The sequence below is a fragment of the Cronobacter sp. EKM101R genome, from assembly GCF_963888145.1.
Classification (GTDB): Bacteria; Pseudomonadota; Gammaproteobacteria; order Enterobacterales; family Enterobacteriaceae; genus Cronobacter; species Cronobacter turicensis.
Genome location: NZ_CAWPHW010000008.1, coordinates 60,600 through 83,370 on the forward strand (window position 1 = coordinate 60,600; position 22,771 = coordinate 83,370).

The window sequence follows — 22,771 nt, forward strand, 5'->3', positions numbered from 1 at the left end:
AGGCGCTGAAAATAGCGCCTGTTTTATTTTCAGTATCTGGAGTGAGTGTGGCGCAGGCGGAAGTTTACAGTCAGGAAACGCTGGCTAAGCAGGTTTTACAGGAAACCTTTGGCTATCAGCAGTTCCGTCCAGGCCAGGCCACCATTATCGACGCGGTGCTTGAAGGGCGCGACTGCCTGGTGGTGATGCCCACCGGCGGCGGCAAATCACTGTGTTATCAAATCCCGGCGCTGGTGAAAACCGGCCTGACCATCGTGGTTTCTCCGCTTATTTCTCTGATGAAAGACCAGGTCGATCAGCTTCTGGCGAACGGCGTGGCCGCGGCGTGTCTGAATTCGACGCAGAGCCGCGACGAGCAGCAGGCGGTAATGGCGGGCTGTCGTACCGGAGAGGTGCGCCTGCTCTACATCGCGCCGGAAAGACTGATGATGGATAACTTCATCGACACCCTGGGCTACTGGGATCTGGCGATGGTCGCGGTGGACGAGGCGCACTGTATCTCCCAGTGGGGCCACGATTTCCGTCCGGAGTACGCGGCGCTCGGGCAGTTGCGCGCGCGTTTCCCGGCGGTGCCGTTTATCGCGCTCACCGCCACGGCGGATGACACCACGCGGCGCGATATCGTGCGCCTGCTGGGCCTTGACGATCCGCTGATTGAAATCAGCAGTTTTGACCGCCCCAACATCCGCTACATGCTGATGGAGAAGTTCAAACCGCTCGATCAGCTGATGCGTTATGTTCAGGAGCAGCGCGGTAAATCCGGCATCATCTACTGCAACAGCCGCGCGAAAGTGGAAGACACCGCCGCGCGTCTGCAAAGCCGCGGCATCAGCGCTGCCGCCTACCACGCGGGCCTGGAACATGAGGTGCGCGCGTCGGTGCAGGAAAAATTCCAGCGCGACGATTTACAAATAGTGGTGGCGACCGTGGCGTTTGGCATGGGCATCAACAAGCCCAACGTGCGCTTTGTCGTGCACTTCGATATTCCGCGCAACATTGAATCCTACTACCAGGAGACGGGCCGCGCCGGGCGCGACGGCCTGCCTGCCGAAGCGATGCTGTTTTACGATCCGGCGGATATGGCGTGGCTGCGCCGCTGCCTGGAAGAAAAAGCGCCAGGCCCGCTTCAGGATATTGAGCGCCACAAGCTGAACGCGATGGGCGCGTTCGCCGAGGCGCAAACCTGCCGTCGTCTGGTGCTGCTGAACTATTTCGGCGAAGGGCGTCAGGCGCCGTGCGGCAACTGCGATATCTGTCTCGATCCGCCGCGCCGTTACGACGGACTGGTGGACGCGCAAAAAGCGCTGTCGGCTATCGCGCGCGTGGAGCAGCGCTTCGGAATGGGGTATGTGGTGGAGGTGCTGCGCGGCGCGAATAATCAGCGCATCCGCGAGCTCGGTCACGACAAGCTCAAGGTGTACGGCATCGGGCGCGATCAGAGCCAGGAACACTGGGTCAGCGTTATCCGCCAGCTTATTCATCTGGGCGTGGTGACGCAGAACATTGCGCAGCACTCGGCCTTACAGTTAACCGAAGCCGCGCGTCCGTTCCTGCGTGGAGAAGCGCCGCTGATGCTGGCGGTGCCGCGCGTCGCGGCGCTCAAACCGCGCGTGGCGCAAAAATCTTACGGCGGCAATTACGACCGTAAACTGTTCGCGAAACTGCGCAAACTGCGTAAAGCCATCGCCGATGAAGAAAATATTCCGCCGTATGTCGTCTTTAACGACGCGACGCTGATTGAAATGGCCGAGCAGATGCCGCTCAGCCCCGGCGAAATGCTCGGGATTAACGGCGTCGGCACCCGTAAGCTGGAGCGCTTCGGCAGACCGTTTATGACGCTCATCCGCGAGCATGTCGACGGCGACGACGAAGAGTAGTCAGCCCCGCGCAAACATGCCAGGATGAATGTTCTCTGATTCTGACCTGGCAAACCTCTATGTTAACGCTGTTCTTTACCGTCGCGATGGTGCATCTGGTGGCGCTCGCAAGTCCTGGCCCCGACTTCTTTTTTGTTTCCCAAACGGCGGCCAGCCGCTCGCGCAAAGAAGCGCTGATGGGCGTGCTGGGCATTACCGCGGGCGTCATGGTCTGGTCCGGCGTGGCGCTGCTCGGCCTGCATCTGATCCTCGAAAAAATGGCCTGGCTGCATAACATCATCGTGGTGGGCGGCGGGCTTTATCTGTGCTGGATGGGTTATCAGATGCTGCGCGGCGCGTTGAAAAAAAGCGCGCCGACGGGCGAGGCGCCGCAGGTCGAGCTGGCGGCGCGCGGGCGCAGTTTCCTGAAAGGGATGCTGACCAACCTGGCGAACCCGAAAGCGGTTATCTACTTCGGCAGCGTTTTTTCACTCTTCGTCGGCGACAGCGTCGGCACTGGTGCCCGCTGGGGGATTTTCGTGCTGATAGCGCTGGAGACCTTCGCGTGGTTTGCGCTGGTGGCGAGCGTCTTTGCACTGCCGAAAATGCGCCGGGGTTACCAGCGTCTGGCGAGGTGGATCGATGGCACCGCCGGGGCGCTGTTCACCGGCTTCGGCATCCATCTTATTATCTCTCGCTAATCAGGCGCGGCGCGCGGTGGCAAGCAGCGCGCCAATCAGCATAAACAGCGAACCAAAGACTTTATTCAAGGCCTTCATCTGATGCGGGCCTTTGATCCATCCGCGAATTCGCGTGGCAAGCGTCGCATAGCCAATCATCACGATGATATCCACGACAATGGTCGTCACCCCGAGCACTACATACTGCATCGCCTGCGGCTGATGCGGCACGATAAATTGCGGAAAGAGCGCGGCGAGAAACACGATGCTTTTCGGGTTAGTGAGATTCACAAATACCGCGCGTTTAAACAGCCTGCTGCGCGGTTGGCTTTGCGCCAGCGCGTTGAGATCGATGGCGCCCGCGGCGCGCCACTGCTGAATGCCAAGCCAGATAAGATACGCCGCGCCCGCCCATTTCAGCACTTCAAAAGCCATCAGCGAACGGGAGAACAGCGCGCCTAACCCAATGCCAACCAGCATAATATGCAGCGCAAGACCGGTCTGTAACCCGGCGATGGAAGCCGCCGCGCCGCGATACCCGTGGCTGATGGCGGTGCTCATGGTGTTAATGGCGCCAGAGCCCGGCGAGAGGCTGAGAATAAGGGTCGTCAGAAGGTAGGTACACCACCACTCGAAGGTCATGCGAAGCTCCCTGATTGCGCACTTTTATGCCACAATACGCTATTGTTGAGGTATGTGCTACGAATCACAAAAAAGCCCGGACAGGCGTGGATGCGGAGCAATAAGGACCATGACCAGACACAGGAACAGTTGGTTTTCACGGGAAGCCGGGTTCGCGGCGTTCACGATGGGCGCGCTGACGGATTTCTGGCAGCAGCGCGAAGAAGATGAGTTTTTGGGTGTTGATAACATTCCGGTGCGCTTTGTGCGTTTTCGTGCTGAAAAGCACGATCGCGTCATCGTCGTCTGCCCTGGTCGCATCGAAACCTACGTAAAGTATGCGGAACTGGCATACGATCTGTTCCACTGCGGGTTTGACGTACTGATTATCGACCACCGCGGGCAGGGGCGTTCCGGACGGCTGCTGGAAGATACGCATCGCGGCCACGTCGTCAATTTCAGCGATTATGTCGATGATTTTGAACGTTTCTGGCAGCAGGAAGTCGCGACCGGCCCGTGGCGTAAGCGCTATCTGCTGGCGCATTCAATGGGCGGGGCTATTGGGACGCTGTTTCAGCTGCGTAACCCGAACGCGTTTGATGCCGTGGCGCTCTGCGCGCCGATGTTCGGCATTATTATCCGCCTGCCGGACTGGATGCTGCGCTCGATCCTCGACTGGGCGGAAGAGTACCCGTCGCTGCGCGATGGTTACGCCATCGGCACCGGACGCTGGCGGCCGCTGCCCTTTAGCCTCAACATGCTGACGCACAGCCACGAGCGCTACCGGCGCAATCTGCGTTTTTATGCCGACGAACCGCAACTGCGCGTCGGCGGACCTACGTATCACTGGGTGCGGGAAGGCATCCAGGCAGGAGAACAGGTGCTGGCGGGGGCCACCGACAGCACCACGCCGCTATTGTTACTCCAGGCAGAACTGGAACGTGTGGTGGATAACCGCTCGCACGACCGCTTCTGTGAACTTCGCGCCGCGGCGGGCCACCCATGTTGGGGGGGTAAACCTTACGTCATTAAAGGGGCGTACCATGAGATCCTGTTTGAGCAGGACGCTATGCGCGCCGAAGCGCTGAATGCCATTGTCGATTTCTTCGACGAGCATAACTGATTACTCGCGACCGGAGCGTTCGGTCGCTCCACCAGAGGTTGTTTTTATTATGTATCAGGTCGTTGCGTCTGATTTAGACGGCACACTCTTAGCCCCTGACCATGCACTGACGCCGTTTGCCAAACAAACGCTCAAATTACTGACTGCCCGCGGCGTGAACTTTGTCTTCGCCACCGGTCGCCACCATATCGACGTCGGCCAGATCCGCGATGGGCTTGAGATCAAGGCCTATATGATCACCTCCAACGGCGCGCGGGTGCACGACACCGACGGCAATCTGGTTTTTACCCATAATCTTGATACCGATATCGCCGCCGATCTGTTCGGCGTGGTGCGCGATAACCCCGATATCATCACTAACGTCTATCGCGACGACGAATGGTTTATGAGCCGCGAGCGCCCGGATGAACTGAAATATTTTAAAGAAGCCGTCTTTAAATATTCGCTGTTCGAACCGGCCTTGCTGGAGCCGCAGGGCGTCAGCAAAGTCTTCTTCACCTGCGATATCCACGAAAAGCTGCTGCCGCTGGAGCAGGCCATCAACGCCCGCTGGGGCGATCGCGTTAACGTGAGTTTTTCCACGCTTACCTGCCTTGAAGTCATGGCGGGCGGCGTCTCCAAAGGCCACGCGCTGGAGGCGGTCGCTAAAGCGATGGGCTTCGGGCTGGAGTCCTGCATCGCGTTCGGCGACGGGATGAACGACGCGGAGATGCTCTCCATGGCGGGCAAAGGCTGCATCATGGGCAATGCGCACCAGCGCCTGAAAGATCTGCTGCCGGAGCTGGAAGTGATCGGCACCAACGCCGAAGACGCCGTGCCGCACTACCTGCGTAAACTGTTTCTGGATTAACCATCAGGGTGACAAGTGGTTTATCGGTAACCACTTGTCAACCAAATAGTGCAACTTTTCACCAGCAGCTTCGCTACAATGCCCGTCTTTGTTTTCTGTTGAGATGATCATTGTGGCGTTACTCATCATCACCACGATCCTGTGGGCATTCTCTTTTAGCCTGATTGGCGAATATCTGGCGGGCCATGTGGACAGTACCTTCTCGGTGCTGATGCGCGTCGGGCTGGCGGCGCTGGTATTCCTGCCATTCTTGCGCACTCGCGGGCAAAGCCTGAAAACGCTGGCGCTCTACATGCTGGTGGGCGCGTTGCAGCTGGGCGTGATGTACCTGTTCAGCTTCCGGGCGTATCTCTACCTGACCGTCTCGGAATTCCTGCTGTTTACCGTACTGACGCCGCTCTATATCACGCTGATTTACGATCTGCTAAGCCGCCGTCGGCTGCGCTGGGGCTATGCGCTAAGCGCCGGGCTTGCGGTCATCGGCGCGGCGATTATTCGCTATGACAAAGTGAGCGAGCACTTCTGGACCGGGCTACTGCTGGTACAGCTGGCGAATATCAGTTTCGCTATCGGAATGGTGGGCTATAAACGGTTGATGGAGACGCATCCGATGCCGCAGCACAGCGCGTTTTCGTGGTTCTATCTCGGCGCGTTCGTGGTGGCGGTTATCGCCTGGTTCGCGCTCGGCAATCCGCAAAAGCTGCCGACCACCGGCCTGCAATGGGGCATTCTGGTGTGGCTGGGCGTGGCGGCCTCGGGGCTCGGGTACTTTATGTGGAACTACGGCGCCACGCAGGTGGACGCCGGCACGCTTGGCATCATGAATAACATGCATGTGCCCGCCGGGCTGCTGGTTAACCTCGCCATCTGGCAGCAGCAGCCCCACTGGCCGAGCTTTATCATTGGGGGAGCGGTGATAGTGGCTTCTCTGTGGGTCCACCGACGCTGGGTCGCGCCGCGCTCCGCACAAACGGAAGGGAATCACAGGCGTGCTGACGCGCCTGCTGAATAAACGCCTCCGTCACCGGCTGACGCTGCTCGCCATCGCGCACCGCAGCGTACAGCCGGCTCCATAATCCTTCGCCCAGGGCACGCGTCACCACCAGGCCCTGACGCTCGAAATTCTCCACCACCCAGTGCGGCAGCGCGGCGATGCCCATGCGCGCCGACACCATCTGGATAAGCAGCAGCGTGTTATCGACGCTTTTCAGCGTCGGGCTGATGCCCGCAGGCTGTAAAAAGTGACGCCAGACATCGAGACGACTGCGCTGCACCGGGTAAATCAGCAAGGTTTCGCTGGCGAAATCCTCCGGCGTCACCTGCGTTTTGGTCGCCAGCGGATGATCGGGCGCCACCACCAGACGCACTTCAAAATCAAACATCGGCGAATAGTGCAGGCCGCTGCGCGGCAGGATGTCTGACGTCAGTACCAGATCCAGTTCATCCTGTTGCAGTGCAGGCTGCGGATCAAACGTCACGCCCGATTTGAAATCCATCTCCACCTGCGGCCAGCGGGCGCGGAACGCCTCCAGCGCCGGGGCCAGCCACTGAATACAGCTATGACACTCAATCGCGATGCGCAGCCGGGTCTGTTGCGGCTCATTGCACGCCTGCAGCGCGCGGCTTATCTGCGGCAGCACCTGGGCGGCCAGCTGCAACAGGATCTCGCCCTGCGGCGTGAAGCGCAGCGGCTGGCTCTTACGCACGAATAACCGGAAGCCGAGACGCTGCTCCAGATCGCTGAACTGGTGTGAAAGCGCGGATTGGGTCTGATGCAGCGATGCCGCCGCCGCCGCCAGTGAGCCGCAATTACGCAGCGCCTGAAGCGTTCGCAGGTGTTTTATCTCGATCATGAATGTCCTTCACTTCAGCATGAATAATTTGCGCTTGAGGAATATACAGTAACTGCCAATTATGGATGTGTAAACATCTGGACGTCTAAACTCGTCATAATTCGACTTGCAGATGCGTTGGCTTTCCTCGCTCGCCCCAGTCACTTACTGGAGTAAGCCCCTGGGAACTCGCTGCGTCGCCGCCTTTCTGCAAGCCGAATTATTTAGAGTTCTCCCCCTCGGGGAGAATCCGAAATACATACGGATTAACGGAACAGATTCATTTTCTGAAACTCGCGACTAAGCGGATTCATCCTGAAGAGAGGCAGAACATCATGACTATCCATAACCACACCCTCGGTTTTCCCCGCGTCGGCCTGCGTCGCGAGCTGAAAAAAGCGCAAGAGAGCTACTGGGCGGGTAAAAGCACCCGCGAAGAATTACTGGCGGTGGGCCGCGAGCTGCGCGCCCGTCACTGGGAGCAGCAAAAAGCGGCGGGCATCGACCTGCTGCCGGTGGGTGATTTCGCCTGGTATGATCATGTTCTGACCACCAGCCTGCTGCTCGGCAACGTACCGGCGCGCCACCAGAATGCTGACGGCACGGTGGATATCGACACCCTGTTCCGCATCGGCCGTGGCCGCGCGCCGACCGGCGAACCCGCCGCCGCCGCAGAAATGACCAAATGGTTCAACACCAACTACCACTACATGGTGCCGGAATTCACCAAAGGCCAGCAGTTCAGCCTCGCCTGGACACAGTTGCTGGATGAAGTGGATGAAGCGCTGGCGCTCGGCCACCACGTTAAACCGGTCCTCCTGGGGCCCGTCACTTATCTGTGGCTTGGCAAAGTGAAGGGCGAGCAGTTTGACCGACTTTCCCTGCTCAACGACATTCTGCCGGTCTATCAGCAGGTGATCGCCGAGCTTGCGAAGCGCGGCATCCAGTGGGTGCAGATTGATGAGCCCGCGCTGGTGCTGGAGCTGCCGCAGGCATGGCTGGACGCGTTCAAACCGGCCTACGACGCGCTGAAAGGCCAGACTAAACTGCTGCTCACCACCTATTTTGAAGGCGTAAGCGACAACCTCGATACCATCACCGCGCTGCCGGTGCAGGGGCTGCATGTCGATCTGGTTCACGGTCATGACGATATCAACGAACTGCATCGCCGCCTGCCGCAGGAGTGGTTGCTCTCCGCGGGCGTTATCAATGGCCGCAACGTCTGGCGTGCCGATCTCACCGAAAAATATGCGCAGCTGAAAGCGATCGCCGGGCAGCGTGAACTGTGGGTGGGCTCCTCCTGCTCGCTGCTGCACAGCCCGATCGATCTGAGCGTTGAGACCCGTCTGGATGCGGAGGTAAAAAGCTGGTTTGCTTTCGCGCTGCAAAAATGCGAAGAGCTGGCGCTGCTGCGTGATGCGCTGAACAGCGGCGATACGGCGAAAATCGAGCAGTGGAGCGCGCCGATTCAGGCCCGTAAACACTCGGCCCGCGTACACAACCCGGCCGTGGAGCAACGTCTTCAGGCAATCACGGCGCAGGACAGCCAGCGCGCCCATGCGTATCCGGTGCGCGCCGAAGCGCAGCGCGCCCGCTTTAATCTGCCGGACTGGCCGACCACAACCATTGGCTCATTCCCGCAGACGACCGAAATCCGCGGCCTGCGCCTGGATTTCAAAAAGGGCAATCTGGATGCGGCGAACTACCGTACCGGCATCGCAGAACATATTAAGCAGGCGATCGCCGAGCAGGAGCGTCTGGGTCTCGACGTGCTGGTGCACGGCGAAGCCGAGCGTAACGACATGGTGGAGTATTTCGGCGAGCATCTTGATGGCTTCGTCTTCACCCAGAACGGCTGGGTGCAGAGCTACGGCTCCCGCTGCGTGAAGCCGCCGGTCGTGATCGGCGACATCAGCCGTCCGGCGCCGATCACCGTCGAGTGGGCGAAGTACGCGCAGTCGCTGACCGACAAACCGGTGAAAGGGATGCTGACCGGCCCGGTGACGATCCTCTGCTGGTCGTTCCCGCGCGAGGATGTTTCCCGCGAAACCATCGCCAAACAGATTGCGCTGGCGCTGCGTGACGAAGTGGCGGATCTCGAAGCCGCAGGCATCGGCATCATCCAGATTGACGAACCGGCGCTGCGTGAAGGGCTGCCGCTCAAACGCAGCGACTGGGAGACGTATCTCGCCTGGGGCGTGGAGGCGTTCCGCCTGAACGCGGCGGTCGCGAAGGATGACACGCAGATCCACACCCACATGTGTTATTGCGAGTTCAACGACATCATGGATTCTATCGCCGCGCTGGATGCGGACGTGATTACCATTGAAACGTCACGCTCAGATATGGAGCTGCTGGAGTCGTTTGAAGAGTTCGAATACCCGAACGAAATCGGACCGGGCGTGTACGACATCCACTCGCCGAACGTGCCGGACGTGGCGTGGATCGAGGCGCTGCTGAAGAAAGCCGCGCAGCGTATTCCGCAGGAGCGTCTGTGGGTGAACCCGGATTGCGGCCTGAAAACCCGCGGCTGGCCGGAAACCCGCGCGGCGCTCGCCAACATGGTGAAAGCGGCGCAGAACCTGCGCCAGGCATAACGTTTATTGATTGTGGTGATGGCGGGTGCGCTACGCTTACCCGCCCTACGATCAGGCCAGTTATGCGTTGCGCAGGGTGGGTAAGCGCAGCGCACCCACCGCGGCCCGAAGAGAACGTCGCGATAGGTTTTTTGTAGGGTGGGTAAGCGTAGCGCACCCACCGCGGCCCGAAGAGAACGTCGCGATAGGTTTTTTGTAGGGTGGGTAAGCGCAGCGCACCCACCGCGGCCCGGTAAGAACGGCGTGATAGGGTTTTTTGTAGGGTGGGTAAGCGCAGCGCACCCACCGCCTCCCACATCCTCCGGCACCCGCCACCAATACGACGCAATAAAAAACGCCCGGTTTCCCGGGCGTTTTTTATGCTTTCTTACTACCGTAGGCCTGGAACCATTCGAGCATGCGCTCCCAGCCATCCTTCGCTGACGCCTCGTGATAACTCGGGCGATAATCGGCGTTAAACGCATGGCCCGCATCCGGGTAAACGATGATTTCCGCCTTCGCGTTGGCGGCGCGCAGCGCCTGACGCATCGTTTCCACACTCTCCAGCGAAATGCCGGTATCCTGCGCGCCATACAGCCCCAGCACCGGCGCGGTGAGATCGGTGGCGATATCCACCGGATGCTTCGGCGAATTCAGCGTCTTATCGCCCATGAGCTTGCCGTACCAGGCGACCGCGGCTTTCAGCTGCGGATTGTGCGCGGCATACAGCCACGCGATACGCCCGCCCCAGCAAAAGCCGGTCAGCATCAGACGATGCGCGTCGCCGCCGTTGCGTGACGCCCAGCTTGCCACATGATCCAGATCCGCCAGCACCTGCGCGTCCGGCACTTTCGACACCAGATTGCTCAGCAATGACGAAATATCGTCATACTCATTCGGGTCGCCCTGGCGAAAGTAAAGTTCCGGCGCCACCGCCAGATACCCTTCCAGGGCCAGGCGACGGCAAATATCGCGGATATGTTCGTGCACGCCGAAAATCTCCTGCACCACAATCACCACCGGCAGCGGGCCATCGGCAGCGCGCGGGCGGGCGTGGTAAGCAGGCATATTTTCGCCCTGCGTAGGAATCGAGGTTTCGCCTGCGATAATGGCATCCTGCGGCGTATGAACTACCGTTGAAGCGACAGGTGAGACCGCAGCGGCAAAACCCGCTTTATTGTCAGTGTTGTTGTTCATGGCATTCTCCGTACCCGTTATTGTTTTAGCGCATCCCTAACTATAGTCTGCGTGCGACGGGAATGGGGGTGGCAAAAGCAAGCATCTGTCATGTGAGCTTTCACTTATCAGGTTGCATGTGTGACGATCATCACGAAATAATGGAAAATTAATGCAACTCCTTTCTTTTGAAGTGAATCCGGTCACGAAAAATGCCGGACAGGTTCTGTAAAGTACCGTTTTGCTTCTCCTGACAAACCGACCCACAGAGGAGTCACCTATGTCTGATGTTTTTCACCTCGGCCTTAAAAAAAGCGATCTTCAGGGCGCTGAATTAGCGATTGTCCCGGGCGACCCGGAGCGAGTGGAAAAGATCGCCGCGCTGATGGATAAGCCGGTCAAACTGGCCTCCCACCGTGAATTCACCTCCTGGCGCGCTGAGCTTGATGGCAAAGCGGTCATCATCTGTTCCACCGGCATCGGCGGCCCGTCGACCTCTATTGCAGTAGAAGAGCTGGCGCAACTGGGCATTCGCACCTTCCTGCGCGTGGGCACTACCGGCGCTATCCAGCCGCACATCAACGTCGGCGACGTGCTGGTGACGACCGCCTCCGTACGCCTTGATGGCGCCAGCCTGCACTTCGCGCCGATGGAATACCCGGCCGTGGCTGATTTCGCCTGCACCACCGCGCTGGTGGAAGCCGCCAAAGCGGTCGGCGCGACCACGCACATCGGCGTGACCGCCTCTTCCGACACCTTCTACCCAGGCCAGGAGCGCTACGATACCTTCTCCGGCCGCGTGGTCAGCCGCTTTAACGGCTCCATGAAAGAGTGGCAGGCGATGGGCGTGATGAACTATGAAATGGAATCCGCGACGCTGCTGACCATGTGTTCAAGCCAGGGCCTGCGCGCGGGCATGGTGGCGGGCGTTATCGTCAACCGCACCCAGCAAGAGATCCCGAACGCGGAAACCATGAAACAAACCGAAAGCCACGCGGTGAAAATCGTGGTGGAGGCGGCGCGCCGTCTTCTCTGATTGCTCCTTTCAGGCCGGCGCTCCGCCGGCCTTTTTGCGTAATGCCTCGCAGGAATAACGCTCCTTACAGAAAAACGCTTTTCCTCTGGAATTATGTACAGCACAATCCTCTCTGGCGTGATGAGCAGTTCAGGCAGGAGGCGTGGTGGAAATCTCATATCTGGTGTTAGCAGTGGTCGCGCTGGCGGGCGTAGCCGTAGGGTGGCTGGCGTCAGGCCTGCGAACTGCCCAGCAAAAAGCGGAGCTGCTGGCTGAACAGCGCGATATCTACGGCGAACTCAGCGCGGCCCGCGAGGCGCTGGCGCATAACCAGCACTGGCGTGATGAGTGCGATCTGCTTAATAACGAACTGCGCAACCTGCGTGAAATCAACAGCTCGCTGGAGTCCGATCTGCGTGAAGTGACCACGCGGCTGGAGGCCACCCAGGTCCACGCCGAAGAGAAACTGCGCCAGATGATGAGCAGCGAGCAGCGTCTGAGCGAACAGTTTGAAAACCTCGCCAATCGTATTTTTGAGCAGAGCCGTCGCCAGGTCGATGAGCAAAACCGCCAGAGTCTGAATGGTCTGCTTTCCCCGCTGCGCGAACAGCTCGACGGGTTCCGCCGCCAGGTGCAGGAGAGCTTCGGGCAGGAGTCGCGCGAGCGCCATACGCTGGCCCATGAAATCCGCAATCTTCAACAGCTGAATGCGCAAATGGCGCAGGAGGCCGTCAACCTGACGCGCGCCTTAAAAGGCGACAACAAAGCGCAGGGCAATTGGGGTGAAGTAGTGCTCGCCCGCGTGCTGGAAGCCTCGGGCCTGCGCAAAGGGCACGAGTATGAAACGCAGGTCAACATTCAACTTGCCGACAGCAGCCGTATGCAGCCGGATGTCATCGTGCGTCTGCCACAAGGCAAAGATGTGGTGATTGACGCCAAAATGACGCTGGTGGCCTATGAGCGTTACTTTAACGCTGAAGATGACTACAACCGCGAGATGGCGCTGAACGAGCATATCGCTTCTCTTCGCAATCATATTCGCCTGCTGGGCCGTAAGGATTACCAGCAGTTGCCGGGGTTGCGCACGCTGGATTACGTGCTGATGTTCATCCCGGTCGAGCCCGCTTTCCTGCTGGCTATCGACAAACAGCCGGAACTCATCACTGAGGCGTTAAAAAACAACATTATGCTGGTGAGTCCGACCACGCTACTGGTGGCGCTGCGCACCATTTCCAACCTCTGGCGCTATGAGCATCAAAGCCGTAACGCCCAGCAGATAGCCGATCGCGCCAGCCGTCTTTACGACAAAATGCGGCTGTTCGTTGACGACATGAGCGCCATCGGCCAGAACCTCGACAAAGCCAGCGACAGCTACCGTCAGGCGATGAAAAAGCTCGCCAGCGGGCGCGGCAACCTGCTCGCGCAGGCGGAGGCGTTCCGTGGCATGGGCGTTGAGGTAAAGCGCGAGATTAATCCGGATTTGGCCGAACAGGCGGTGCAGGACGACGAAGCGTTCGCGCTCTCCGATGCCGAAACGCTTGCCAGCGCCCCTGATGAAAACAGCCACTTAGCGGCGTTTCGCGTCGCGGGCGAGCGCTGAGCGGCGCGCTAATGCCGCCTTGAATCGTAGGGCAATTGCGGCCAATCTGTTACACTTCACAAACATTTCCTTGATAAGCAGGCACTGAGATGGTTGAAGATTCACAAGATACAACGCACTTTGGCTTTCAGACCGTAGCGAAAGAGCAAAAAGCGGATATGGTGGCGCAGGTCTTCCACTCCGTGGCGGCGAAATATGATGTCATGAACGATCTGATGTCGTTCGGCATTCATCGTCTGTGGAAGCGCTTCACTATCGATTGCAGCGGTGTGCGTCGCGGCCAGAAAGTCCTGGATCTCGCGGGCGGCACCGGCGATTTAACCGCTAAATTCTCCCGCCTGGTGGGCGAGAGCGGCAAAGTGGTGCTGGCGGATATCAATGATTCGATGCTGAAAATGGGGCGCGAGAAGCTGCGCAATACCGGCATCGTCGGCAACGTCGAATATGTTCAGGCGAACGCGGAAGCGCTGCCGTTCCCGGATAACACCTTTGACTGCATTACTATCTCTTTCGGTCTGCGTAACGTTACCGATAAAGAAAAAGCGCTGCGCTCCATGTTCCGCGTGCTGAAGCCGGGCGGTCGTCTGCTGGTGCTGGAATTCTCAAAACCGGTGTTTGAGCCGCTCAATAAAGCGTATGACGCATACTCTTTCCATATTCTGCCGCGCGTCGGCGAGCTGGTGGCGAAAGACGCTGGCAGCTACCGCTATCTCGCTGAATCCATCCGTATGCATCCGGATCAGGAAACCCTGAAAGCGATGATGAACGACGCGGGCTTCGAAAACGTCAACTACTACAACATGACCGGCGGGATCGTAGCGCTGCATCGCGGCTACAAATTCTGAGGAGGTGCCGGATGCCTTTCACACCGCTAATGATGGCTGGTATCGAAGGCGCGCTGAACACTTTCCTGTACCGTGAAAGCGCGCTGAAAGCGCCGCGCCAGCGTTTACAGGGCAAAGTGCTGCGCGTCACGCTTGAAGAACTCTCCACGCCGCTGGTGCTGGTGTTCAGCGAGCAGCAACTGGACGTGCTCAGCAAATGGGAAGGCGAGGCGGACTGTACCGTTATCACACGCCTCTCCGTTTTGCCGAAGCTACAGGACCGCCAGCAGCTGACCGCGCTTATCCGCAGCGGCGAGCTGGAAGTGCAGGGCGATCTGCAGGTGGTGCAAAATTTTGTGGCGCTGATGGATATGGCCGAGTTTGACCCCGCCGGGCTACTGGCGCCGTGGGTCGGCGATATCGCCGCGGAAGGCATCGGGCGCGTCATGCGTCGCGGCGGGCAACTGCTGCAAAAAGGCTTTACGCGCAACCAGCGCTACCTGGCGGAAGCCATTACCGAAGAGTGGCGCGTCGCGCCAGGCGCGCTGGAAATCGCCTGGTTTGCCGAAGAGATTTCGGCTGTCGAGCGCCGTCTGGAAGAATTAACCAAACGGTTGGATAAACTGGAGGGCAAATGACGCCAGGTGAAATTCGGCGCCTTTATTTCATCATTAAAACGTTCCTGAGCTACGGCCTGGATGAGCTTATTCCACGCATGCGTCTCACGCTGCCGCTGCGGATCTGGCGTCGCGGGCTGTTCTGGATGCCGAACCGGCATAAAGATCTGGAGCTCGGCACACGTCTGCGACTGGCGTTGCAGGAGCTGGGTCCCGTGTGGATCAAGTTCGGGCAGATGCTGTCGACACGTCGCGATCTGTTCCCACCGGTTATCGCCGATCAACTGGCGTTGTTGCAGGATCGCGTCGCGCCCTTTGACGGCAGGCTCGCCAAACAGCAGATCGAAAAATCGATGGGCGATCGTCCTGTCGAGGAGTGGTTTGATGATTTCGATATTACGCCGCTCGCTTCCGCGTCTATCGCACAGGTGCATACCGCCCGGCTGAAAGAGAGCGGCAAAGAGGTGGTCATTAAGGTGATCCGCCCCGATATCCTGCCGGTCATTAAGGCGGATATGAAGCTCATCTACCGTCTCGCGCGCTGGGTGCCGCGTCTGCTGCCGGATGGCCGCCGCCTGCGTCCGATGGAAGTGGTGCGCGAATATGAAAAAACGCTGCTGGATGAACTCGACTTGCTGCGCGAAGCGGCGAACGCCATCCAGCTGCGCCGTAATTTCGAAAATAGCCCGATGCTTTACGTGCCGGAAGTCTATTCGGACTATTGCAGCCCGACGATGATGGTCATGGAGCGCATTTATGGCATCCCGGTCAATGACGTCGCGGCGCTGGAAGCCAACGGCACGGACATGAAACTGCTGGCCGAACGTGGCGTCCAGGTGTTCTTCACCCAGGTGTTCCGCGACAGCTTTTTCCACGGCGACATGCATCCGGGTAATATCTTCGTCAGCCACGATCACCCACATGACCCGCAATACATCGGCATTGACTGCGGCATCGTGGGCTCGCTGAATAAAGAAGATAAGCGTTATCTGGCGGAAAACTTTATCGCCTTCTTCAACCGCGACTACCGCCGCGTGGCGGAGTTGCACGTGGATTCTGGCTGGGTGCCGCCGGATACCAACGTAGAAGAGTTCGAGTCTGCTATTCGTACCGTTTGTGAGCCGATTTTCGAAAAGCCGCTTGCGGAAATCTCGTTTGGCCATGTGCTGCTCAATCTCTTTAACACCGCGCGCCGCTTTAATATGGAAGTGCAGCCGCAACTGGTGCTGCTGCAAAAAACGCTGCTGTACATTGAGGGCGTAGGGCGTCAGCTCTATCCGCAACTCGATTTATGGAAAACGGCGAAACCTTTTCTGGAAAGCTGGATCAAAGATCAGGTGGGCTTCCCGGCGCTGGTGCGTTCCTTTAAGGAAAAAGCGCCGTTCTGGGCTGAGAAAATCCCGGAAATTCCTGAACTGGTCTATAACAGCCTGCGGCAAGGCAAACAACTGCAACAAAGTGTTGATAAGATTGCCCATGAGCTGCAGGAGCATCGTGTGAAGCAAGGGCAGTCGCGTTATCTGTTCGGCATTGGCGCCACGCTGATGCTTAGCGGCACGCTGCTCTTTATCTACCGTCCTGACTGGGGCACGTCGCCCGGATGGCTGATGGCAGGCGGCATTCTCGTCTGGCTTATTGGCTGGCGGCGTACCGACTAGCGGGCATTGTTATGTAACGGCCACGGGTATACTGTGGCCAGATGAATACCATTATCACTGGTAACTGAGGAAATGTATGGGTGGCATCAGTATCTGGCAGTTATTGATTATCGCGGTTCTGGTTGTTCTGCTTTTCGGCACCAAAAAGCTACGCTCGCTGGGCTCTGATCTCGGCGAATCCATCAAAGGCTTTAAAAAAGCGATGGGTGACGACGACAAGCAAAAGCATAACCAGGATGCGGATTTCACCGCGCCTTCCGCGCAGGATAAACAAATCGGCGAAACCAAAAGCGACGTCACCCCGGACGACGCCAAAAAACGTGATAAAGAGCAGGTGTAATCCGTGTTTGATATTGGTTTTGGCGAACTCCTGCTGGTGTTTGTTATCGGTCTTATCGTTCTGGGGCCGCAGCGTTTGCCTGTGGCTGTCCGCACCGTCGCAGGCTGGGTACGCGCGCTGCGCTCGCTTGCGACCACCGTGCAGAATGAACTGACCCAGGAGCTGAAGCTTCAGGAGTTTCAGGAAAGCCTGAAGAAAGTGGAAAAGGCGAGCGTCGATAACCTGACGCCGGAGCTGAAAGCCTCGATGGACGAACTACGCGAGGCGGCGGAATCGATGAAGCGCTCTTACAGCGTTAACGATCCGGAAAAAGCGAGCGACGACGCCCACACCATTCATAACCCGCTGGTTAAAGGCAACGAAGCACAGCACGAAGGCGTGACGCCAGCCAAAGCTGAGCATCAGGCCCAGTCGCCCGCGCAGAAGCCGGAAGTATCGCCAGCGGCAGAGAGCGACGCGGCGCAACATGCGACTTCTGCAAACTCTGAGCCTGAAAACATCGTTGAAGCGTCGCCGGACGCGCCCGCCAGCGTGCGCAAACCTGATGCCGCATCCACCGTGAGTGATAAACCCTGACATGGCTGTTGAAGATACCCAACCCCTAATCAGTCATCTGATTGAACTGCGTAAGCGGCTGCTGAATTGCATCATCGCGGTACTGCTGATTTTCCTGGCGCTGGTCTATTTCGCCAACGATATCTATCAACTGGTCGCCGCGCCGCTTATCAGCCAGATGCCGCATGGCGCCAGCATGATTGCCACTGACGTGGCCTCGCCGTTTTTCACGCCTATCAAGCTGACCATGATGGTGTCGGTGATCCTCTCCGCGCCGGTTATCCTGTATCAGGTCTGGGCGTTTGTCGCCCCGGCGCTGTACAAGCATGAGCGACGCCTGATTATCCCGTTGCTGGTCTCCAGTACGCTGCTGTTTTATATCGGTATGGCGTTCGCCTATTTCGTGGTGTTCCCGCTGGCGTTCGGTTTCTTGACGAAAACCGCGCCTGTCGGCGTTGTCGTATCAACTGATATCACCAGCTATCTCGATTTCGTCATGGCGCTGTTTATGGCCTTCGGCGTGTCGTTTGAAGTACCGGTCGCTATCGTCTTGTTGTGCTGGATGGGGGTGACTACCCCGCAGGATCTGCGTGCCAAACGCCCGTATGTGCTGGTTGGCGCGTTCGTCGTCGGGATGCTGCTCACGCCGCCGGATGTGTTCTCGCAAACGTTGCTGGCGATACCGATGTACTGCCTGTTTGAAGTCGGGATTTTCTTCTCGCGCTTCTACGTCGGTAAACGGCGTCCGCGCGAGCAGGATGCCGAAGAAGAAGCAGAAGAATAACGTTACCGCCCGTCAGGGCGGTTTTCATATGGAAAGCGCGATGTTTGATATTGGCCTGAATATTACCAGCTCCCAGTTTGACCACGACAGGGATGAGATGATCGCCCGCGCCCGTGCGGCTGGCGTCGACAGTATGCTGTTTACCGGCACGTCGCTTGAGGAGAGCGAGCGCGCCTGCGCGTTCGCCAGACGCTACGCAGGCTGCTGGTCGACGGCGGGCGTTCACCCGCATGACGCCAGCACGTGGAATGATGAGAGCGCCGCGCGGCTGCGCGCGCTGGCGGGCGAGCCGGAGGTCGTGGCGATTGGCGAGTGCGGGCTCGATTTCAATCGTAATTTCTCAACGCCTGCGGAGCAGGAGCACGCCTTTACCGCACAACTGCGGCTGGCGGCAGAACTGGCGCTACCGGTGTTTTTACACTGCCGGGACGCCCATGCGCGCTTTCTCGCGTTGCTCGACCCGTGGCTCGATAAGCTGCCGGGCGCGGTATTGCACTGCTTTACCGGGACCGAGCAGGAGGCGCGCGAATGTCTGGCACGTGGTATGTATCTCGGCATTACCGGCTGGGTCTGCGACGAGCGCCGCGGGCTTGAGCTGCGGGCCTTGCTGCCGGTTATCCCTGCCGATCGCCTGCTGCTGGAAACGGACGCGCCTTATCTGCTGCCGCGCGATCTCACGCCAAAACCCGCCTCGCGTCGCAACGAGCCATGCTGGTTGCCCCATATTCTGACGCAGGTGGCGCAGTGGCGTGGGGAAGACCCCGCCTGGCTTGAAGCTGTCACGGATGCCAACGCTGCCCGTCTGTTTCTGAAAAACGCGCCGCCTGCGTAACGCTGCTTACTGAAACCCGCGGAGTGTGGATTATTGCACGCTCCCGATTTATTTCGTCCTGAAAGCCTGGTGGTATGCTTCCCGCCGGGAAGGTTTCCCGGATTGACACAGCTGAGGGACGATAATGAACAAGACGATAACGGGCATTGTGGCATTAATGCTGCTAACCAGCGGGCCGGTGATGGCCATGGATAAAACTGCGACCGGCGCCGTACTTGGCGCGACGGCGGGCGCTATCGCGGGTAAAGATGTCAAAAGCGCCGTGGGCGGCGCGGTTATTGGCGCGGGCACAGGCGCGATGCTGAAAAAAGGCGATAAAGGCAAAGCCGCGCGAAAAGGCGGTGTCGCGGGCGCGGTTGTCGGCGCGGGAGTTGCCGCAGCGACCGGGAAAAGCGTGCTGAAAGGCGCGGCGGTCGGCGCAGGCGCGGGCGGTGTTATCGGCGAAGCGACGCATTAATGACAAACGGCGGCCTCGCGCCGCCGTTTTGACTGCGCGCTGTCGCGTCAGACTTTACGGAATTCGGTATTCTTCACGCTTTGCAGCACCTGCTTATTCAGCAAATTCAGCAGCAGCATGGAACGGGCTTCGCCATCGGGCTCGGTAAAAATCGCCTGCAACCCTTCAAACGCCCCTTCGGTAATCACCACCATATCGCCGGTATGCGGCGTATCCGGGTCGGTCACGTTTTCCGGATGCCAGTCGAGAAGCTGCTCGATGACCGTCTGCGGCACCACGGCCGGGTGCGATCCAAAGCGAACAAAATGACTGACGCCGCGGGTGGAGCTTATCGTCGTGGTATGAATATCTTCCGGATCGAAGCGGACGAAAAGGTAGTTCGGAAACAGCGGCTCGCTGACGGAAGTGCGTCTGCCTCGTACCATTTTTTCAAGCGTAATCATTGGCGTAAGGCAGTTCACCGACTGTCGTTCAAGGTGCTCTTTGGCGCGCTGAAGCTGCCCGCGTTTACAGTACAGTAAATACCAGGATTGCATAATGACTCTTCTTACATGGCCGGACGCGCCAGCATAACAAAACCACCTCAGGATCGCTAAGGGCATTATACCGCGCAGTGCTATAGCCTGTGGTGATGATTCACGTTAATTTAACAAAATTACGGCATGCCTGCGGCGAACACCGTATAATAAAAAGCTTATTTTAAAGCCACGAATAACTGCATGAAATACCACGACCTACGCGATTTTCTGGCGCTGCTCGAGCAGCAAGGCGAACTCAAGCGCATTACATTGCCTGTCGATCCTTACCTGGAGATGACGGAAATTGCCGACCGCACATTGCGCGCGGGCGGCCCGGCCTTGCTGTTTGAAAACCCGAAAGGCCATACCATGCCGGTACTGTGCAACCTGTTTGGCACGCCGAAACGCGTGGCGATGGGCATGGGGCAGGAGGATGTCTCTGCGCTGCGTGAAGTCGGCAAGCTGCTGGCGTTTCTGAAAGAGCCGGAGCCGCCGCGCGGTTTCCGCGATCTCTTCGATAAACTGCCGCAGTTTAAGCAAGTGCTGAATATGCCGACGAAACGGCTGCGTAATGCGCCTTGTCAGGAGAAAGTATGGCAGGGCGACGAGGTTGATCTGAACCGCATTCCTATCATGCAGTGCTGGCCTGACGACGCTGCGCCGCTCATTACCTGGGGCCTGACGGTCACCCGCGGCCCGCATAAAGAGCGCCAGAATCTGGGTATCTACCGCCAGCAGTTAATCGGTAAAAACAAACTCATTATGCGCTGGCTGTCGCACCGCGGCGGCGCGCTTGACTTCCAGGAGTGGTGCCAGGCGCATCCGGGCGAACGCTTCCCGGTCGCCGTGGCGCTGGGCGCCGATCCGGCGACCATTCTCGGCGCGGTAACGCCGGTGCCGGATACGCTATCTGAATACGCGTTCGCTGGGTTGCTGCGCGGCACTAAAACCGAAGTGGTGAAGTGTCTGTCAAACGATCTTGAGATCCCGGCCAGCGCCGAAATCGTGCTGGAAGGGTATATTGAACCTGGCGAAATGGCGCCGGAAGGCCCGTATGGCGACCACACCGGTTACTATAATGAGATAGACAGTTTCCCGGTCTTTACCGTGACGCACGTTACGCAGCGTGAAGATGCGATTTACCACTCGACGTATACGGGCCGCCCGCCCGATGAGCCTGCCGTGCTGGGCGTGGCGCTGAATGAAGTGCTGGTGCCGATTCTGCAAAAGCAATTCCCGGAAATCGTGGATTTTTATCTTCCGCCGGAAGGGTGCTCGTACCGGCTTGCCGTCGTGACCATGCGCAAGCAGTACGCGGGCCACGCGAAGCGCGTGATGATGGGCGTCTGGTCGTTCCTGCGCCAGTTCATGTACACCAAGTTCGTGATCGTTTGTGATGATGACATTAACGCGCGCGACTGGAACGATGTGATTTGGGCGATTACCACGCGCATGGATCCGGCGCGCGACACGGTCATGGTGGAAAACACGCCGATCGATTATCTGGATTTCGCCTCGCCGGTATCGGGCCTGGGCTCCAAAATGGGGCTCGACGCGACCAACAAATGGCCGGGCGAAACGCAGCGCGAATGGGGCACGCCCATTAAGAAAGACCCCAACGTGACGGCGAGAATCGACGCCATCTGGGATGAGCTCGCAATTTTTCATGACGGAAAAGGCGCCTGACGCGCCGCCGTTGCAGTTGCATTATTGACCCGACAGAGGGAACGCATGACAACCTTAAGCTGTAAAGTGACCTCGGTAGAAGCCATCACCGATACCGTTTATCGCGTTCGTTTAGTGCCGGAAGCGGCCTTTTCGTTTCGCGCAGGTCAGTACCTGATGGTGGTAATGGATGAGCGGGACAAGCGCCCTTTTTCTATGGCTTCCACGCCGGATGAGCAGGGCTTTATCGAACTGCATATCGGCGCGTCGGAACTTAACCTCTATGCGATGGCGGTGATGGACCGTATTCTCAAAGAGCGTGAAATCGTGGTCGATATTCCGCATGGCGACGCCTGGCTGCGCGATGACGAAGAGCGCCCGCTGATCCTGATCGCAGGGGGGACGGGATTCTCTTACGCGCGCTCGATTCTGCTGACGGCGCTTGCGCGCAATCCGGATCGCGATATCACGATTTACTGGGGCGGACGCGAAGAGAAGCACCTCTACGACCTGTCCGAACTGGAAGCGCTGTCGGTTGACCATCCGAATCTCAACATTGTCCCGGTGGTTGAGCAACCCGATGAGACGTGGCGCGGTCGCAGCGGCACGGTGCTGACGGCGGTCATGCAGGATTTCGGTACGCTTGCCGGGCACGATATTTATATTGCCGGACGTTTCGAGATGGCGAAAATCGCCCGCGACCTGTTCTGCAACGAGCGCGCCGCGCGCGAAGACCGCCTGTTCGGCGACGCCTTCGCGTTTATCTGAGCCATTCCCCGTTCCCGCATAACGCCAGCCCGGTACTACGGGCTGGCGGCAATTTCCTTCCCTGACCAGACATACAACGGCCGATCGTTTTCCAGCAGGCAGAGCAGCGTAATATTTTTGCGCGCCGGGTGATCAAGCTTTGCCGTGAGCTGGGTCGCGATATGCTGTTGCCCCACGTTTTCGTCATACCGTTCCACGACAACGCTTTCCGGCACAATGCGGGACTCATTAAGCACCTGCTGCATAAATGCGTGATCCTGCGACGCGCCGATAAGCGACGTCAGACAGCGCTGCGCCAGCGTCTCTTCCGACAGCTGTGCCTGCGCGGAAGCCGTAAAAGAAAGCGCAGCGGCAAGCGGCGCGAAGATAAAGCATCCCTTCATATTTTTTCCCTGAGGTATGGGGTCGATAAAAGAGCCTGGCA

Annotated in this window: 23 protein-coding genes; 18 read left to right on the top strand and 5 right to left on the bottom strand. The window is 58.6% G+C overall.

The window, feature by feature from the left end; genetic code table 11:
* The first annotated feature begins 47 nt into the window (after nucleotides 1-47).
* Both recQ and rhtC read left to right on the top strand, forming a co-directional pair.
* On the top strand, nucleotides 48-1,877 hold the full coding sequence (recQ, locus tag AACV31_RS07620; RefSeq protein ID WP_007766462.1) for an ATP-dependent DNA helicase RecQ: 1,830 nt from the start codon (nucleotides 48-50) through the stop codon (nucleotides 1,875-1,877).
* A gap of 59 nt (nucleotides 1,878-1,936) precedes the next feature.
* Nucleotides 1,937-2,557: a threonine export protein RhtC gene (gene rhtC, locus AACV31_RS07625; RefSeq protein WP_075198626.1), complete on the top strand. Its 621-nt coding sequence runs from the start codon at nucleotides 1,937-1,939 to the stop codon at nucleotides 2,555-2,557.
* Here rhtC and rhtB read toward each other — a convergent pair whose 3' ends face one another.
* The gene (gene rhtB, locus AACV31_RS07630) at nucleotides 2,558-3,178 is read right to left on the bottom strand and encodes a homoserine/homoserine lactone efflux protein (RefSeq protein ID WP_041923089.1); all 621 of its coding nucleotides are present in this window, start codon (nucleotides 3,176-3,178) and stop codon (nucleotides 2,558-2,560) included.
* Nucleotides 3,179-3,287: 109 nt separating this feature from the next.
* On the opposite strand from rhtB, the gene pldB reads away from it, so the two are divergent.
* The 3 genes from pldB to AACV31_RS07645 all read left to right on the top strand — a co-directional run bounded on the left by pldB (nucleotide 3,288) and on the right by AACV31_RS07645 (nucleotide 6,142).
* Entirely contained in the window at nucleotides 3,288-4,280 is a 993-nt protein-coding gene (pldB, locus tag AACV31_RS07635) for a lysophospholipase L2 (RefSeq protein WP_012814914.1), read from the top strand.
* A 49-nt stretch (nucleotides 4,281-4,329) separates the two neighbouring features.
* Complete coding sequence (yigL, locus tag AACV31_RS07640) at nucleotides 4,330-5,130, top strand: sugar/pyridoxal phosphate phosphatase YigL (protein ID WP_104658973.1); 801 nt, start codon at nucleotides 4,330-4,332, stop codon at nucleotides 5,128-5,130.
* A 112-nt stretch (nucleotides 5,131-5,242) separates the two neighbouring features.
* Nucleotides 5,243-6,142 (top strand): carboxylate/amino acid/amine transporter, encoded by a 900-nt coding sequence (locus AACV31_RS07645; RefSeq protein WP_165156783.1) that lies wholly within the window; start codon nucleotides 5,243-5,245, stop codon nucleotides 6,140-6,142.
* On the opposite strand, the gene metR is transcribed toward AACV31_RS07645, so the two are convergent.
* The gene (gene metR / locus AACV31_RS07650) at nucleotides 6,030-6,983 is read right to left on the bottom strand and encodes an HTH-type transcriptional regulator MetR (RefSeq protein WP_007766467.1); all 954 of its coding nucleotides are present in this window, start codon (nucleotides 6,981-6,983) and stop codon (nucleotides 6,030-6,032) included. The genes AACV31_RS07645 and metR overlap by 113 nt on opposite strands.
* Before the next feature lie 314 nt (nucleotides 6,984-7,297).
* Here metR and metE point away from each other — a divergent pair, with 314 nt between their 5' ends.
* Nucleotides 7,298-9,559, top strand: coding sequence for a 5-methyltetrahydropteroyltriglutamate--homocysteine S-methyltransferase (gene metE, locus AACV31_RS07655; protein ID WP_161590104.1), 2,262 nt, complete (start codon nucleotides 7,298-7,300; stop codon nucleotides 9,557-9,559).
* 357 nt (nucleotides 9,560-9,916) lie between these two features.
* On the opposite strand, the gene AACV31_RS07660 is transcribed toward metE, so the two are convergent.
* Entirely contained in the window at nucleotides 9,917-10,735 is an 819-nt protein-coding gene (locus AACV31_RS07660; RefSeq protein WP_007766470.1) for a dienelactone hydrolase family protein, read from the bottom strand.
* 259 nt (nucleotides 10,736-10,994) lie between these two features.
* On the opposite strand from AACV31_RS07660, the gene udp reads away from it, so the two are divergent.
* From udp to AACV31_RS07710, 10 genes are all read left to right on the top strand, one after another.
* Entirely contained in the window at nucleotides 10,995-11,750 is a 756-nt protein-coding gene (gene udp, locus AACV31_RS07665) for a uridine phosphorylase (RefSeq protein ID WP_004385520.1), read from the top strand.
* 145 nt (nucleotides 11,751-11,895) lie between these two features.
* Nucleotides 11,896-13,329, top strand: coding sequence for a DNA recombination protein RmuC (rmuC, locus tag AACV31_RS07670; protein ID WP_165156781.1), 1,434 nt, complete (start codon nucleotides 11,896-11,898; stop codon nucleotides 13,327-13,329).
* A gap of 89 nt (nucleotides 13,330-13,418) precedes the next feature.
* Nucleotides 13,419-14,174 carry a bifunctional demethylmenaquinone methyltransferase/2-methoxy-6-polyprenyl-1,4-benzoquinol methylase UbiE gene (gene ubiE / locus AACV31_RS07675; protein WP_007704556.1) on the top strand — a complete coding sequence of 252 codons (756 nt, stop codon included), beginning with the start codon at nucleotides 13,419-13,421 and terminating at the stop codon, nucleotides 14,172-14,174.
* A gap of 11 nt (nucleotides 14,175-14,185) precedes the next feature.
* A complete protein-coding gene (gene ubiJ, locus AACV31_RS07680) occupies nucleotides 14,186-14,791 on the top strand; it encodes a ubiquinone biosynthesis protein UbiJ (RefSeq protein ID WP_012814921.1) in 606 nt (201 codons plus the stop codon).
* On the top strand, nucleotides 14,788-16,428 hold the full coding sequence (gene ubiB / locus AACV31_RS07685) for a ubiquinone biosynthesis regulatory protein kinase UbiB (protein WP_105537933.1): 1,641 nt from the start codon (nucleotides 14,788-14,790) through the stop codon (nucleotides 16,426-16,428). The genes ubiJ and ubiB overlap by 4 nt, the downstream gene beginning before the upstream one ends.
* 76 nt (nucleotides 16,429-16,504) lie before the next feature.
* Nucleotides 16,505-16,768 carry a Sec-independent protein translocase subunit TatA gene (gene tatA, locus AACV31_RS07690; RefSeq protein WP_007766478.1) on the top strand — a complete coding sequence of 88 codons (264 nt, stop codon included), beginning with the start codon at nucleotides 16,505-16,507 and terminating at the stop codon, nucleotides 16,766-16,768.
* A 3-nt stretch (nucleotides 16,769-16,771) separates the two neighbouring features.
* Nucleotides 16,772-17,344, top strand: a complete 573-nt coding sequence (tatB, locus tag AACV31_RS07695) for a Sec-independent protein translocase protein TatB (protein WP_165156779.1) — start codon at nucleotides 16,772-16,774, stop codon at nucleotides 17,342-17,344.
* A 1-nt stretch (nucleotide 17,345) separates the two neighbouring features.
* On the top strand, nucleotides 17,346-18,107 hold the full coding sequence (gene tatC / locus AACV31_RS07700; protein WP_007766482.1) for a Sec-independent protein translocase subunit TatC: 762 nt from the start codon (nucleotides 17,346-17,348) through the stop codon (nucleotides 18,105-18,107).
* A gap of 28 nt (nucleotides 18,108-18,135) precedes the next feature.
* Nucleotides 18,136-18,939 carry a 3'-5' ssDNA/RNA exonuclease TatD gene (tatD, locus tag AACV31_RS07705; protein WP_185155305.1) on the top strand — a complete coding sequence of 268 codons (804 nt, stop codon included), beginning with the start codon at nucleotides 18,136-18,138 and terminating at the stop codon, nucleotides 18,937-18,939.
* A 124-nt stretch (nucleotides 18,940-19,063) separates the two neighbouring features.
* The gene (locus AACV31_RS07710; protein ID WP_161590107.1) at nucleotides 19,064-19,396 is read left to right on the top strand and encodes a glycine zipper family protein; all 333 of its coding nucleotides are present in this window, start codon (nucleotides 19,064-19,066) and stop codon (nucleotides 19,394-19,396) included.
* A 47-nt stretch (nucleotides 19,397-19,443) separates the two neighbouring features.
* On the opposite strand, the gene rfaH is transcribed toward AACV31_RS07710, so the two are convergent.
* Nucleotides 19,444-19,932 carry a transcription/translation regulatory transformer protein RfaH gene (rfaH, locus tag AACV31_RS07715; RefSeq protein ID WP_007766492.1) on the bottom strand — a complete coding sequence of 163 codons (489 nt, stop codon included), beginning with the start codon at nucleotides 19,930-19,932 and terminating at the stop codon, nucleotides 19,444-19,446.
* 183 nt (nucleotides 19,933-20,115) lie between these two features.
* Here rfaH and ubiD point away from each other — a divergent pair, with 183 nt between their 5' ends.
* Together ubiD and fre are read left to right on the top strand one after the other, a co-directional pair.
* Nucleotides 20,116-21,600, top strand: a complete 1,485-nt coding sequence (gene ubiD / locus AACV31_RS07720; protein WP_012814928.1) for a 4-hydroxy-3-polyprenylbenzoate decarboxylase — start codon at nucleotides 20,116-20,118, stop codon at nucleotides 21,598-21,600.
* 45 nt (nucleotides 21,601-21,645) lie between these two features.
* Nucleotides 21,646-22,347, top strand: coding sequence for an NAD(P)H-flavin reductase (gene fre, locus AACV31_RS07725; protein ID WP_041923093.1), 702 nt, complete (start codon nucleotides 21,646-21,648; stop codon nucleotides 22,345-22,347).
* A gap of 35 nt (nucleotides 22,348-22,382) precedes the next feature.
* On the opposite strand, the gene AACV31_RS07730 is transcribed toward fre, so the two are convergent.
* A complete protein-coding gene (locus AACV31_RS07730; protein WP_007766501.1) occupies nucleotides 22,383-22,730 on the bottom strand; it encodes a hypothetical protein in 348 nt (115 codons plus the stop codon).
* Nucleotides 22,731-22,771 lie beyond the last annotated feature (41 nt).

What these genes read in the sequence shown, in the direction of transcription:
- yigL (WP_104658973.1), top strand. Translation starts at nt 4,330, where the DNA reads ATGTATCAGGTCGTTGCGTCTGATTTAGACGGCACACTCTTAGCCCCT.
- AACV31_RS07660 (WP_007766470.1), bottom strand. Translation starts at nt 10,735, where the DNA reads ATGAACAACAACACTGACAATAAAGCGGGTTTTGCCGCTGCGGTCTCA.
- ubiB (WP_105537933.1), top strand. Translation starts at nt 14,788, where the DNA reads ATGACGCCAGGTGAAATTCGGCGCCTTTATTTCATCATTAAAACGTTC.
- ubiD (WP_012814928.1), top strand. Translation starts at nt 20,116, where the DNA reads ATGAAATACCACGACCTACGCGATTTTCTGGCGCTGCTCGAGCAGCAA.
- ubiJ (WP_012814921.1), top strand. Translation starts at nt 14,186, where the DNA reads ATGCCTTTCACACCGCTAATGATGGCTGGTATCGAAGGCGCGCTGAAC.
- udp (WP_004385520.1), top strand. Translation starts at nt 10,995, where the DNA reads ATGTCTGATGTTTTTCACCTCGGCCTTAAAAAAAGCGATCTTCAGGGC.
- fre (WP_041923093.1), top strand. Translation starts at nt 21,646, where the DNA reads ATGACAACCTTAAGCTGTAAAGTGACCTCGGTAGAAGCCATCACCGAT.
- metE (WP_161590104.1), top strand. Translation starts at nt 7,298, where the DNA reads ATGACTATCCATAACCACACCCTCGGTTTTCCCCGCGTCGGCCTGCGT.
- rfaH (WP_007766492.1), bottom strand. Translation starts at nt 19,932, where the DNA reads ATGCAATCCTGGTATTTACTGTACTGTAAACGCGGGCAGCTTCAGCGC.
- metR (WP_007766467.1), bottom strand. Translation starts at nt 6,983, where the DNA reads ATGATCGAGATAAAACACCTGCGAACGCTTCAGGCGCTGCGTAATTGC.
- ubiE (WP_007704556.1), top strand. Translation starts at nt 13,419, where the DNA reads ATGGTTGAAGATTCACAAGATACAACGCACTTTGGCTTTCAGACCGTA.
- tatA (WP_007766478.1), top strand. Translation starts at nt 16,505, where the DNA reads ATGGGTGGCATCAGTATCTGGCAGTTATTGATTATCGCGGTTCTGGTT.
- rhtC (WP_075198626.1), top strand. Translation starts at nt 1,937, where the DNA reads ATGTTAACGCTGTTCTTTACCGTCGCGATGGTGCATCTGGTGGCGCTC.
- tatD (WP_185155305.1), top strand. Translation starts at nt 18,136, where the DNA reads ATGGAAAGCGCGATGTTTGATATTGGCCTGAATATTACCAGCTCCCAG.
- AACV31_RS07730 (WP_007766501.1), bottom strand. Translation starts at nt 22,730, where the DNA reads ATGAAGGGATGCTTTATCTTCGCGCCGCTTGCCGCTGCGCTTTCTTTT.
- pldB (WP_012814914.1), top strand. Translation starts at nt 3,288, where the DNA reads ATGACCAGACACAGGAACAGTTGGTTTTCACGGGAAGCCGGGTTCGCG.
- rhtB (WP_041923089.1), bottom strand. Translation starts at nt 3,178, where the DNA reads ATGACCTTCGAGTGGTGGTGTACCTACCTTCTGACGACCCTTATTCTC.
- AACV31_RS07710 (WP_161590107.1), top strand. Translation starts at nt 19,064, where the DNA reads ATGAACAAGACGATAACGGGCATTGTGGCATTAATGCTGCTAACCAGC.
- tatC (WP_007766482.1), top strand. Translation starts at nt 17,346, where the DNA reads ATGGCTGTTGAAGATACCCAACCCCTAATCAGTCATCTGATTGAACTG.